This is a genomic window from Bacillus chungangensis, assembly GCF_030812995.1.
Taxonomy (GTDB): Bacteria; Bacillota; Bacilli; order Bacillales; family Bacillaceae_C; genus Bacillus_CF; species Bacillus_CF chungangensis.
In genome coordinates this window covers 15,589-28,528 of the sequence record NZ_JAUSTT010000040.1, presented here as the reverse complement: position 1 = coordinate 28,528, position 12,940 = coordinate 15,589, and the positions used below count along the sequence as shown (strand labels likewise).

Annotated in this window: 8 protein-coding genes; all 8 read left to right on the top strand. The window is 38.8% G+C overall.

Annotation, left to right across the window (positions count from 1 at the left end; genetic code table 11):
* Positions 1-253 precede the first annotated feature (253 nt).
* The 8 genes from uvrB to J2S08_RS20955 all read left to right on the top strand — a co-directional run bounded on the left by uvrB (position 254) and on the right by J2S08_RS20955 (position 12,936).
* A complete protein-coding gene (gene uvrB / locus J2S08_RS20990; protein ID WP_307233062.1) occupies positions 254-2,233 on the top strand; it encodes an excinuclease ABC subunit UvrB in 1,980 nt (659 codons plus the stop codon).
* A gap of 6 nt (positions 2,234-2,239) precedes the next feature.
* A complete protein-coding gene (gene uvrA / locus J2S08_RS20985; RefSeq protein ID WP_307233060.1) occupies positions 2,240-5,113 on the top strand; it encodes an excinuclease ABC subunit UvrA in 2,874 nt (957 codons plus the stop codon).
* A gap of 122 nt (positions 5,114-5,235) precedes the next feature.
* The gene (locus tag J2S08_RS20980; protein ID WP_307233058.1) at positions 5,236-5,715 is read left to right on the top strand and encodes a DinB family protein; all 480 of its coding nucleotides are present in this window, start codon (positions 5,236-5,238) and stop codon (positions 5,713-5,715) included.
* A 626-nt stretch (positions 5,716-6,341) separates the two neighbouring features.
* On the top strand, positions 6,342-8,210 hold the full coding sequence (locus J2S08_RS20975; protein WP_307233055.1) for a beta-glucoside-specific PTS transporter subunit IIABC: 1,869 nt from the start codon (positions 6,342-6,344) through the stop codon (positions 8,208-8,210).
* A gap of 12 nt (positions 8,211-8,222) precedes the next feature.
* Complete coding sequence (locus tag J2S08_RS20970; RefSeq protein WP_370875734.1) at positions 8,223-9,695, top strand: glycoside hydrolase family 1 protein; 1,473 nt, start codon at positions 8,223-8,225, stop codon at positions 9,693-9,695.
* Between the two features lie 598 nt (positions 9,696-10,293).
* On the top strand, positions 10,294-10,614 hold the full coding sequence (locus J2S08_RS20965; protein ID WP_307233066.1) for a DUF4870 domain-containing protein: 321 nt from the start codon (positions 10,294-10,296) through the stop codon (positions 10,612-10,614).
* A 236-nt stretch (positions 10,615-10,850) separates the two neighbouring features.
* Positions 10,851-11,969, top strand: coding sequence for a DUF4097 family beta strand repeat-containing protein (locus J2S08_RS20960; protein WP_307233052.1), 1,119 nt, complete (start codon positions 10,851-10,853; stop codon positions 11,967-11,969).
* A gap of 778 nt (positions 11,970-12,747) precedes the next feature.
* Positions 12,748-12,936, top strand: a complete 189-nt coding sequence (locus tag J2S08_RS20955) for a PspC domain-containing protein (RefSeq protein ID WP_307233050.1) — start codon at positions 12,748-12,750, stop codon at positions 12,934-12,936.
* Positions 12,937-12,940 lie beyond the last annotated feature (4 nt).

Here is a 12,940-nt window from a genome sequence, read left to right as displayed (position 1 = left end):
TTCTAACCGTAGGAACTACGGGGATAGCCTAATCAATTAGGGTTCGATAGAATCCCGTACTTAGGAATCTCCCACTTCAAACAACCCGTAAGGGTGTTAAGTGGTGAGTAGCTCAAAGAAATGAAGGTCTGTATGAGATGTAACAGCAGTGTAATTTTTATTTTTTTACAAAAAAGCTATGATGCAATGATAATAGGAGCAAGTTATTGATATAAAGTGAAATGAAAGGTAATGGATGGGAGGTCCTGTTGTTTTGATAAATCAGTTTGAGCTTATTTCAAAGTACAAACCTGAGGGAGATCAGCCCAGTGCAATTAAAAAAATTGTTGCTGGCATTCGTGCTGAAAAAAAGCACCAGACACTGCTAGGTGCTACTGGTACAGGGAAAACGTTCACGATATCGAACGTGATTCACGAAGTAAACAAACCAACACTTGTCATCGCTCATAATAAGACATTAGCTGGTCAGCTATACAGTGAATTTAAAGAATTCTTTCCAAATAATGCAGTGGAATACTTTGTCAGCTACTACGATTATTATCAGCCGGAAGCCTATGTGCCGCACACTGATACATATATAGAAAAGGATGCAAGCATTAACGATGAGATTGACAAATTACGCCATTCTGCCACATCGGCATTGTTTGAACGCCGGGATGTGTTAATTATTGCCAGTGTTTCCTGCATATATGGTTTAGGTAATCCGGAGGAATACCGTGAGCTAGTTTTATCGTTGCGCATTGGAATGGAGATAGAACGGAATCAGCTGTTAAGAAAACTTGTTGACATCCAATATGCTCGCAACGATATTGACTTTCAACGAGGAACGTTTCGAGTTCGCGGCGATGTTGTCGAAATTTTCCCAGCTTCGCGCGATGAACACTGTCTCCGGGTGGAATTTTTTGGCGATGAAATTGATCGGATAAGAGAAGTGGATGCGCTGACTGGTGAAATCATCGGCGACCGTGAGCATGTGGCTATTTTTCCAGCCTCCCACTTCGTTACAAGAGAAGAAAAGTTAAAAATTGCTATTGAAAATATTGAACAAGAGTTGGAAGATTGTTTAAAAGTAATGCGACAGAATAATAAATTGCTGGAGGCGCAGCGATTGGAGCAGCGGACACGATATGACTTAGAAATGATGCGGGAAATGGGGTTTTGTTCTGGAATTGAAAATTATTCCCGGCATCTAACATTGCGTCCTCCGGGTTCGACCCCATATACATTATTAGATTATTTCCCAGATGATTTTCAAATTGTCATTGATGAATCGCACGTAACGCTTCCGCAAATTCGCGGTATGTACAATGGTGACCAAGCGCGAAAAAAAGTGCTGGTAGAGCATGGATTTCGGCTTCCATCTGCATTAGACAATCGTCCGCTTACTTTCAATGAATTTGAGCAGCATATTCATCAAATTATTTATGTGTCTGCCACTCCTGGAGCATATGAATTGGAAAAAGCTCCTGATGTTGTAGAACAAATTATTCGTCCAACTGGATTGTTAGATCCGATTATTAAAGTAAGGCCGATCGAAGGCCAAATTGATGACTTGCTCGGAGAAATCCATCAACGTATTAAGCTTAATGAACGGGTGCTTGTTACGACATTAACAAAGAAAATGTCAGAGGACTTAACGGATTATTTGAAAGAGCTTGGCATTAAAGTACAATATTTGCATTCAGAAGTAAAGACACTTGAACGGATTGAAATTATACGAGAACTTCGGCTTGGCACATATGATGTTTTAGTAGGGATTAATCTCTTGCGGGAAGGTTTAGATATTCCGGAGGTATCGTTGGTAGCAATTCTGGATGCTGATAAAGAAGGTTTTCTACGTTCGGAAAGATCGCTTATTCAAACAGCCGGCCGAGCAGCGCGAAATGCGAACGGCGAAGTGATTATGTATGCAGATAAAATAACCGACTCAATGGCAAAAGCGATCGATGAAACGAAGCGTCGGCGTGCTACTCAAGAAGCGTATAATCAAAAGCATGGCATAACACCAACTACGATTCAGAAAGACATCCGTGATGTTATAAGAGCGACATATGCTGCTGAAGAATCAGAGCAGTATCAAGTGAAGGAAAAAGCTGAAAAGTTAACGAAAAAAGAAAAAGACAAGCTGATTGCAAGTCTTGAAAAAGAAATGAAAGAAGCGGCAAAAGCGCTTGACTTTGAAAGGGCTGCAGAGCTTCGTGATACAGTGTTAGAGTTAAAAGCGGAAGGGTGACAGCAAATGGTTCAAGAGAATATTATTGTTCAAGGTGCACGTGCACATAATTTGAAAAATATTGATGTCGTCATCCCTAGGGATAAATTAGTTGTCGTTACTGGCTTGTCGGGATCAGGAAAATCTTCGCTTGCTTTCGATACGATTTATGCTGAAGGACAGCGGCGTTATGTAGAGTCATTATCCGCTTATGCTCGTCAGTTTTTAGGGCAAATGGATAAACCGGATGTGGATGCGATTGAAGGGTTGTCGCCAGCAATTTCAATTGACCAAAAAACAACAAGCCGCAACCCACGTTCAACCGTTGGGACAGTGACAGAAATCTATGACTATCTCCGTCTCCTTTATGCTCGTGTTGGCAGACCGACTTGTCCGAAACATGGAATTGAAATTACGTCACAAACGATTGAGCAAATGGTAGATCGTATCGTTTCTTATCCAGAACGAACAAAGCTCCAAGTGTTGGCGCCAATAGTTTCTGGCCGAAAAGGAACACATGTGAAAACATTGGACAATATTAAAAAACAAGGTTATGTTCGTGTGCGAATTGATGGAACGATGCATGATTTAAGTGAAGAAATCAACCTGGAAAAAAATCGCAAGCATTCGATAGAAGTGATTGTTGACCGTATCGTTATCAAGGAAGGCATTGCTTCTAGATTGGCAGATTCTTTAGAAACAGCACTTGCACTTGGCGATGGAAAAGTGATCATTGATGTTATTGGTGAGGAAGAACTGTTATTTAGCGAGCACCACGCTTGTCCGCATTGCGGCTTTTCAATTGGTGAATTAGAACCGCGTTTATTTTCTTTTAACAGTCCGTTCGGCGCCTGTCCAGATTGTGATGGCTTAGGTTCAAAATTGGAAGTAGATGTAGATTTAGTCATTCCAGATAAGGAAAAGACTTTGCATGAACATGCTATCGCACCTTGGGAGCCTGTCAGCTCCCAGTATTATCCTCAGCTGCTGGCGGCAGTTTGTACGCATTATGGGATTGATATGGATGTACCTATCAAAGATTTGCCTGAGCAGCAGCTCGATAAAATTTTGTATGGATCTGGTCAAGAAGCTATTCGCTTTCGCTATGAAAATGATTTTGGACAAGTTCGCGATAATCAGATTAAATTTGAAGGCGTTATTCGCAATATCGAAAGACGTTTTCGAGAAACAAGCTCCGATTATGTTCGCGAGCAAATGGAAAAATATATGGCGGAACAGCCTTGTCCTCGTTGTAAAGGATACCGTCTGAAAGAAGAAACGCTAGCGGTTAAAATTGCTGATAGGCATATTGGTGAAATCACTGCTTTTTCTATTGAAGAAGCACAGCAGTTTTTTACGCAGCTTCATTTATCGGATAAAGAAATGCAAATCGCACATTTGATTTTTCGAGAAATCTGTGAGCGGCTTGGCTTTCTAGTGAATGTCGGCTTAGATTATTTAACGTTGAATCGAGCTGCTGGAACTTTATCTGGCGGAGAAGCCCAGCGAATTCGGCTTGCGACGCAAATTGGCTCTCGGTTAACCGGAGTATTATATATTCTCGACGAACCATCGATCGGATTGCACCAACGCGATAATGACCGGCTGATTGATACGTTAAAAAACATGCGTGATATTGGCAACACGCTTATTGTTGTGGAACACGATGAAGATACGATGCTTGCTGCGGATTATTTAATTGATGTCGGACCGGGAGCAGGTGTTCATGGTGGACAAATTGTTGCAAGTGGTACACCAGAGGAAGTTGCTCAACAAAGAAATTCATTAACAGGACAATACTTATCTGGCGAAAAATTTATCCCGCTTCCATTAGAACGGCGGAAATCAGATGGACGTTTCATTGAAGTAAAAGGGGCAAAAGAAAATAATTTAAAAAATATTCATGTGAAGTTCCCGCTCGGTGTTTTTATTACAGTCACTGGCGTTTCTGGATCAGGAAAAAGCACATTAGTAAACCAAATCCTCCATCTATCGCTAGCGCAGGCATTGCATAAAGCGAAGAAAAAGCCGGGCGCCCATAAAGAAATAAAAGGGATCGAGCACTTAGAAAAAGTCATTGATATTGACCAGTCGCCAATTGGGAGAACACCTCGTTCTAATCCTGCGACTTATACGAGTGTATTTGATGATATTCGCGATGTGTATGCAGCTACAAATGAAGCAAAAGTCCGCGGCTATAAAAAAGGACGGTTTAGCTTTAATGTGAAAGGTGGACGTTGTGAAGCATGCCGCGGTGATGGCATTATTAAAATTGAAATGCATTTTCTTCCAGATGTGTACGTTCCTTGTGAAGTTTGCCATGGGAAACGCTATAATCGTGAAACGCTCGAAGTAACATATAAAGGGAAAAATATTGCTGAAGTTCTTGATATGACAATAGAGGATGGCCTTCTTTTCTTTGAAAATATTCCTAAAATAAAACGGAAGCTGCAGACTCTTGCTGATGTCGGATTAGGCTATATGAAGCTTGGGCAGCCAGCGACAACTCTATCTGGAGGAGAGGCACAGCGTGTCAAGCTAGCATCAGAGTTGCACAAGCGCTCTAATGGCCGTTCTTTTTATATTTTAGATGAACCAACAACGGGATTGCATGTAGATGATATTTCTCGATTGTTGGAAGTGTTGCAAAGACTGGTGGAGAATGGCGATACAGTCCTTGTAATCGAACATAATCTCGATGTTATCAAAACAGCTGATTATATTATTGACTTAGGGCCAGAAGGCGGCGATAAAGGCGGTACGATTATTGCATCTGGAACGCCAGAAAAAATAGCTGAAACACCCGCCTCCTATACCGGTAAATACTTGAAGCCAATTTTAGAAAGAGATCGGGAGCGGATGAAGCAGCTGATTGCTGAAAAAGAGAGAATACAGGCATAAGAGGACGCTTTTTGCGTCCTTTTGTTATTTAAAAAACATATTTGGGCTGTAATAGCAGGAAATCCGAAGCAGCCAAGCGAATGTATCCTATGTAAGGAAACGATAAAGAGGGGGATTATCATATGTTTCAAACATTGGATAGTTTTGCAAAGGTTTGGGATTTTGAATCAGAAGCGACTCAGAGAGTGATGAACAATTTAACAGATGAGTCGCTTCACCAGGAGGTTGCCCCTGGGAACTGGACTTTAGGGAAAATTGCTTGGCATATCGTGACATCTACTCATTATATTGCCGCACAAACAGGGCTAAATTTCGAAGCTCCAGCCCCAGACACACCTGTTCCGACATCAGCACAAACAATTGCTGAGCGTTATCGTGGAGTAAGTGATGCGCTTCTTCAGGCAGTGAAAACGCAGTGGACTAATGAGGACTTGAAAACAATCAGTGATTTTTTGGGGAAGCAACAGACAAATGCATTTTTTTTAATGTTGATATTGAATCATCAAAACCATCACCGTGGACAAATGACGGTCCTTATGCGTCAAGCAGGATTAAAAGTTCCAGGTATTTACGGTCCATCAAAAGAAGAGTGGGGACAGTAAAGTATAATACGTACAGACAATATATTGGAATAGAATGAGGATTTGGTTTGACCTCTACATGAGGTCTTTTTAAAATGGTTGAAAGTACTTATTCAAAGCTTATGGGATGAACAATTCCTATATATTGTAAATGTAGATTAGATAATACTTGCGGCTTGAATAAATGATCATTTTGAAGCAACAGATTTGACTTTGCTATCTCGCTGCAACTTTTATAAAGTTTTATGATGGAGAATCATGTATCATCTCTGGAATTGTAACATGTCGAGTATAAGATTGATAAGTAAGGAGAAATACAGGAAACTAGCATTACACCCGAGCATGAAAAAATGAGGATATACTATACTAAACCAAATCAAGTTTTGAGAAAAATAGGAGCGTTTTCATTTTTTTATTGACATCAATAGATCAAAGTGATATTCTTTGGCTAAAGAAATAATTGAATAATAAAAAGTGAATGGATTGTGACTGTTCGGCAGGCGAGACCTAAACTTTTACTAAGAATTTGCAACAGGATTTCTGTATGCAATTTTTAGTAAAGGTTTAGGTTTTTCTTTTGCCAAAAAATAGATCCGGACTATTTGAGAGAAGAGTCATTCCTTAAAAAATGGTAAGGAGGATTTATGGTGGATTACGCAAAACTCGCACAACATATATTAAAAAATGTTGGTGGTGAAAAGAATGTCATTTCTTTGGTTCATTGCGCTACTCGTTTACGTTTCAAATTAGCAGATAGAAAAAAAGCGGATAAGTCAGCAGTGGAAAATACCGCCGGTGTTGTATCCGTAATAGAAAGCGGTGGACAGTTTCAAGTTGTTATCGGAAACAATGTACCAGAGGTTTATGAGGAAATTGGTAAAATTTCTAGTTTAATAAATGAAGACAAAGAAAATACTGCTGATTCCAAAGAGGGAGAAAATATTATTGGCAAGTTTGTAGATTTGATTTCTACTATTTTCACCCCATTATTAGGCGTAATGGCAGGCGCCGGTATTTTGAAAGGCTTGCTTTCACTAGTGGCAAAATACCAATGGGTGCCAGTTGAAAGTACAACTTACACTATTTTAAATGCGATTGCAGATAGTCTTTTCTATTTTTTACCGATGCTTCTGGCGATTACGGCAGCTAGAAAGTTCAAAGCTAATGTTTTTGTGGCAGTGACAATTGCCGGGGCTTTGATTTATCCATCTGTTATTGATTTGGCAGCTCAACAAACTGCCGTTACATTCTTTGGTATTCCGATTGCAATGGTGAAGTACACCTCTACAGTCATTCCAATTATTTTGGCTGTTTATGTCATGAGTTTATTCGAGAAATTTCTAAATAAACGTTTGCATCAAAGTGTGAAAAACTTTATTACACCAGCAATTTTATTATTAACGATTGTTCCTTTGACTTTAATGATTTTTGGTCCATTCGGAGTTTATGTCGGCAATGGTATTGCTTCAGTAATGGTAACTGTGATTAATTTTAATCCAATACTTGCCGGGGCATTATTTGCAGCTTCGTGGCAAATTTTAGTAATGTTTGGCTTGCACTGGGGAATCGTACCAGTAATGATCAACAACATTGCAACAATGCAAAAAGATCCTTTAAAGCCACATTCAGCAATTTCTGTATTTGCTCAAGCTGGAGCTACTTTGGGTGTTATGTTAAAAACGAAAAATAAAGATTTCAAAGCGTTGTCTGGTTCAGCTGCTATCACAGCACTCTTTGGCATTACTGAACCAGCAGTTTATGGGGTAACATTAAGACTCAAAAAACCTTTTATCATTGGTGTCATTTCTGCAGCAGTTGGCGGTGGAATAGCTGGCTACGCAGGAAGTGCAGGTTATGCAGCCGGACCTTCTAGTATTTTAATGATACCAGCTTTTTATGGACCTAATGGAGAAGGATTTGTAGGTTTTATCATTGGTATAATCGTTGCCTTTACTATGGCTGCTGTCTTGACTTATGTGATTGGTTTTGAAGATATTTCTGAACATAAAGAGAAAAAATCTGCAAAACCAGAAAAAAAACCTGTTAATAAAGTAGAAGGTGTACAAGCTGAGGTTGTGTACAGTCCGGTAGCTGGTGAGGTATTGGAATTAAGTGAAATCAAAGATAGAGCTTTTTCTTCAGGAGCATTAGGAGCTGGTATAGCGATCGTACCTCGTGAAGGCGTCATATTATCACCATTTAATGGCACAGTCGCTACTGCTTTTCCAACTGGACATGCGATTGGCATTGTTTCAGATCAAGGTGCAGAAGTGTTAATTCACATCGGTTTAGATACGATTCAACTAAATGGTGAATTTTTCAATATGAAAGTAACGCAAGGGCAACCTGTTGCCACAGGGGACATCTTAGTGGAATTTGATTTAGATGCCATTAAAAAAGCAGGCTTCGATACAACAACTCCTATTGTTGTAACTAACTCTATCGACTATGAGGATGTATTAACTACCGATAAAAAAGAAATTAATTCTCGTGATCGGTTGCTAACAATAATATAGAAAGAAGGCGAAATGATGGGAACAACAAAGAGTTTTCCAAAAGATTTTTTATGGGGAGGCGCTATTGCAGCTTGTCAATCTGAAGGAGGATTTGGAAAAAACGGCCGCGGAATAGCAGTTTCTGACATCTCCTTTTTTGATAAAAATATTGATCGTCAAGATTTAGCAAAACACCGTAATATTACTACCGAAATCATTGAAACAGCAATGAAAGATCCGGGTACGAAACGTTATCCAAAACGTCATGGAATCGATTTTTATCACCGTTACCAAGAGGACATTGCTTTATGTGCAGAAATGGGCTTTAAAGTATTTCGTTTTTCAATGGCTTGGAGTCGAATCTTTCCAACAGGGGAAGAATTAACGCCAAATGAAGAAGGTTTAGCTTTTTATGACGCTGTCTTGACAGAAATCGAAAAACACGGAATGGAGCCATTAGTTACTATTTCTCATTTTGAAATGCCGCTTGCCTTAGTAAATAAATATAATGGTTGGGCAGACCGTCGTGTTATCGAGATGTTTGTCCGTTTTGCAAATACTTTATTTGATCGTTATAAAAATCGGGTGAAATATTGGATTTCTTTTAATGAGATTAATGCAGGACGTTTTACAACCTTTAAATCAACCGGTGTAGTGAAGGATAAATCAGAACATTATTTACGGGATTGTTATCAGGCTGTCCATCATCAATTTGTAGCGGCAGCAATGATTACAAGAGATTTACATGCTATGATGCCAGAAGCAAAAATGGGCTGTATGATTGCTTTTTTCACAACGTACCCAGCAACCTGCAACCCTGACGATGTCATTCAAATGATGTTAGATAACCAATATGACAACTTTTTCTACACAGATGTGATGATTAGGGGAAAATATCCAAAGTATATGAACCGCTTCTTTGTTGATGAAGGAATTTCGCTTGTAATGGAAGAAGGAGACTTAGAATTATTAGCAAATTATCCAGCTGATTATTTAGCATTCAGCTATTATATGTCTAGTATTTCAAGTGCTAAGGCGGATGAGTTAGTTCAAACAGATGCTAATCTTAAATCAACAGGTAAAAACCCTTATTTAGAAAGTTCGGATTGGGGCTGGCAAATTGATCCAAAAGGGTTGCGATACACGCTGAATACGGTATATGATCGTTATCAAGTGCCCCTATTTATCGTTGAAAATGGAATTGGTGCGGAAGATCAAGTAACTGCTGATGGCCAAGTGAACGATGATTATCGTATTGCATATTTACAAAAACACATTGAACAAATGCGTGAAGCGGTTGTGGATGGTGTTGACCTAATAGGATATACCATGTGGTCATCGATCGACATTATTTCTTCAGGAACTTCAGAAATGTCTAAACGCTACGGTTTCATTTATGTAGATCAAGACGATGAAGGAAACGGCACATTAAACCGTCTAAAAAAGAAAAGTTTCTATTGGTATCAAAAAGTAATTGAATCAAATGGAGAAGATTTAGGTATTTAATAGTATAAACTGGCAGTAACATTCCATCTATTGACTTTAGAAAGGTGGGAGATTACTGCCGAGAAAAAAAATATCGGGCCAACTAATGATCAATAGGAAATGAAAACCCCTCCTACTAAAAGCTAAATTCTTATGAATTTGGCTTTTTTTATCTTCATAATCGTTCTATTTAACCACATCTAACTGGCAGTAAGCCCCCCCACCTTGGGAGTAAGAGGAATCAGAAGCGCTAGGAGGGGGATAACTAAAAATCAAATGTCCGATTTGTTCAGGCCGACAGGATAAGGAAAGCTTCTTGAATCAACATCGCACGAAGACAAGCGGTTTCCTTTTCGAGGACGCCTGCGACCTTAGCCTTTGTTCTACTTCTTATCGGTGGGGGATGAGAGAAAACCCCTACTGATGGAAGTTTCACCTTATCTCAGATTCTGCTATTGATAAATCTGAATCAGGCTTGAGGACGTGATGGATTTACTTCTAGAGACCGATTAATTACATTTTATTTAATGAGAAGATAAGGATGTAACAGAAATCTGAGAAAATTGAAACCTCCTTCGTTTCAAAACGTATATTTGAATAAAGAAAGGAGGGGAGGACGATAACATCCACTTCCAATAAAACAATAGCTGCTTTATGTTACTTTAGTATTTTATTTGCACCATTTATTGTCCCAATTATTGTGTTTTTTGTTACGGAAGATGATTTTGTAAAAAAGCATGCTAAAAATAGTTTTATATCACATTTGATTCCAATTCTCTCCTTTCCTTTGTTGATTATGGCAATCTTTATGGACTTTCATTCTTTGTATTATGCAACAGGATTTCCAATATTTATGATCATCACAGTGGTATTGTCCATCTTGGTAAACATTATCGTGTTTATATGGAATCTTTATCGTGGCATCAAGCTTGTGGTTTAATCATTAACAAGAATGACGCAGAACGTTGAGAATTGGGAATGGTAATGTTGTATTACTAAGTAAAGGAGCTTTATGAAAGCCGCGGCATCCTAATAAACTTCTAATCACTTACAAAGAATTAAATGAAATTGTTTCGTTAGAATAGCAATACAAACAGTAAATAGTAGAGATGATAGGGCTTCTTGTCAAAGGCAATGGATAAGATGTCTTAATATAAAAAATAGGAGTGAAGATACATGAAAGAAGAACGCAAACGAATTCTTGACATGGTACAGGACGGAAAAATAACTGCACAGGAAGCGATCATTTTATTAGAGGCATTAGAAAAAGACACTTCTCCTTCTCAAGATAAGGACGTTGAAAAATCAGCAAAGCCTGTTGAATCTGTTGAACGTGAGAAAGAAGCGCCTCATGATAAACAAAAAGAAAAGGACGTAGAAAAAGATAATGATGATCTTTTCTCGCAATTCTCTGCTGCTGGCGAAAAAATCTTTGACTTTATCAGCTCAACTATTGGAAAAGTAAAGGATTTCGATCTAGGGCAAGCAGAGCGAGTGTCAAATGTTTTTCAACATGCAGACACTGAAATTTCTATTATTGAAATTGACGTAGCAAATGGAAACGTTAAGTTAAAGCCATGGGATCAAAAAGATGTAAGAGTGGAATGCGAGGCAAAAATGTATCGCATCGATCAAAAGGAAGAAGCAAGGAACGTCTTTCTAGATAAAACGAATTTTTCTGTTGAAAATGGCAAACTTCATTTCTCAACAAAAGCAAAGTGGATGCGAGTGAATTCGGTCATTTATATTCCAAAAGCTGTTTATGATCATGCATCGGTAAGAATTTTTAATGGTTCACTTCAAGGTGACAACCTACATGCTAAAGAGTTAAAAGTGAAAACAGTGAGTGGAGATGTTAGTTGTGAACACTTAAATGGTGATTATGTAGAAATTGAAACAGCAAATGGGAATATTACACTCGACCAAAGCACTGTTAAGCAAATTGCGGCTGAAACATTAAATGGGAATATAATGGTAAATGGTACTTTTAAATCCGCAGATTTGCAGTCCTTCAATGGGAACATTACTTGTAACCTCTTGGAAGGTGAAGCAGAGGTTTTACGAACAAAAGCAGTAACCGGAAATATTAAATTCAAACTTCCTGCAACATTAGCGATAAATGGAGAGTTAAAAACGAATTTAGGAAGTTTTAAAACGAAGCTAGAGGGAATAGATGTCATTGAGGAAAAAAGTGAAATGGTACAAAAACAATTTAGATTTAAACGTGAAGGAGAAGCAGGAGCCTCTATGTACTTAACTGCTGAAACAAAAACGGGTTCTATTGTAGTGGAGTAATCAAGAATCGTGCTTCCCCTTTCCCCTTATAGAAGCTTATTTGTCAGCGATTTGTCACTCCTTCAGAAATGAAGGAGGACGAGCTGGCATTTACAGAAATGAAGAAACATTTGCTTGAAATCCACTATGCAGTATATCATTTGTCATTGCTCCCCATATGATTTTTAACCACGCACCCAAAGGTGAGATCACCTCATAATTGAATGAAACTACCGCTATTATTTTTATCCCACATCTAACTGGCAGTAAGACCCCCACCTCGGGGAGTTAGAGTAATCAAGAAGTCTAGGTGGGGGATAACTGAAAGTCAAATGTCCGATTAGTTCGGGCCGACAGGATAAGGAAAGCTTCTTGAATCAACATCGCACGAAGAAAAAGTGCACTTCTTTTTCGAGGATGTCGGTCACAAAGGCGTTGCAACAGGACAAGGAGAGCTTCGGCAGAGACACATCGCACGAAGAAAAAGCGGTTTTCTTTTTCGAGGACGCCTGCGATCTTAGCCTTTGTTCTACTTCTTATCAGTGGGGGATGAGAAAAAACCCCCACTGATGGAAGTTTCACTTTATCACGCATTAACTGGGAGTAAGGAAATTTCGAAGATACAAGGAGGCTAAGTGAGAGTTATTGCCTGAAGAGGGGGCGGGTCTAAAGGGTAAGGAAAGCTTATTGAAATATTGTACGAAGAAATTTTTTTATAAAGTGGCGAATGAAAAAGACTACTGATTGAAACTTGTCAAATGATATAATAAGAGCGAAATAAAGAATGGAGGCAGCGGAAATGAAAAAATTGATGCGCTCTACAACGGATAGAAAACTTGCTGGTGTTTTAGGCGGATTAGGGAAATACTTAGAAATAGACGCAACTTTATTAAGGGTACTCTTTGTTATCCTTCTGTTTCCAACAGGATTCTTTCCGCTTATTGTTATTTATTTGCTTACTATGTTTATTATACCGAATGAGGTTTGATGCA

Coding starts and splice junctions, on each gene's coding strand:
- J2S08_RS20980 (WP_307233058.1), top strand. CDS start 5,236: ATGTTTCAAACATTGGATAGTTTTGCAAAGGTTTGGGATTTTGAATCA.
- J2S08_RS20955 (WP_307233050.1), top strand. CDS start 12,748: ATGAAAAAATTGATGCGCTCTACAACGGATAGAAAACTTGCTGGTGTT.
- uvrA (WP_307233060.1), top strand. CDS start 2,240: ATGGTTCAAGAGAATATTATTGTTCAAGGTGCACGTGCACATAATTTG.
- J2S08_RS20970 (WP_370875734.1), top strand. CDS start 8,223: ATGATGGGAACAACAAAGAGTTTTCCAAAAGATTTTTTATGGGGAGGC.
- J2S08_RS20960 (WP_307233052.1), top strand. CDS start 10,851: ATGAAAGAAGAACGCAAACGAATTCTTGACATGGTACAGGACGGAAAA.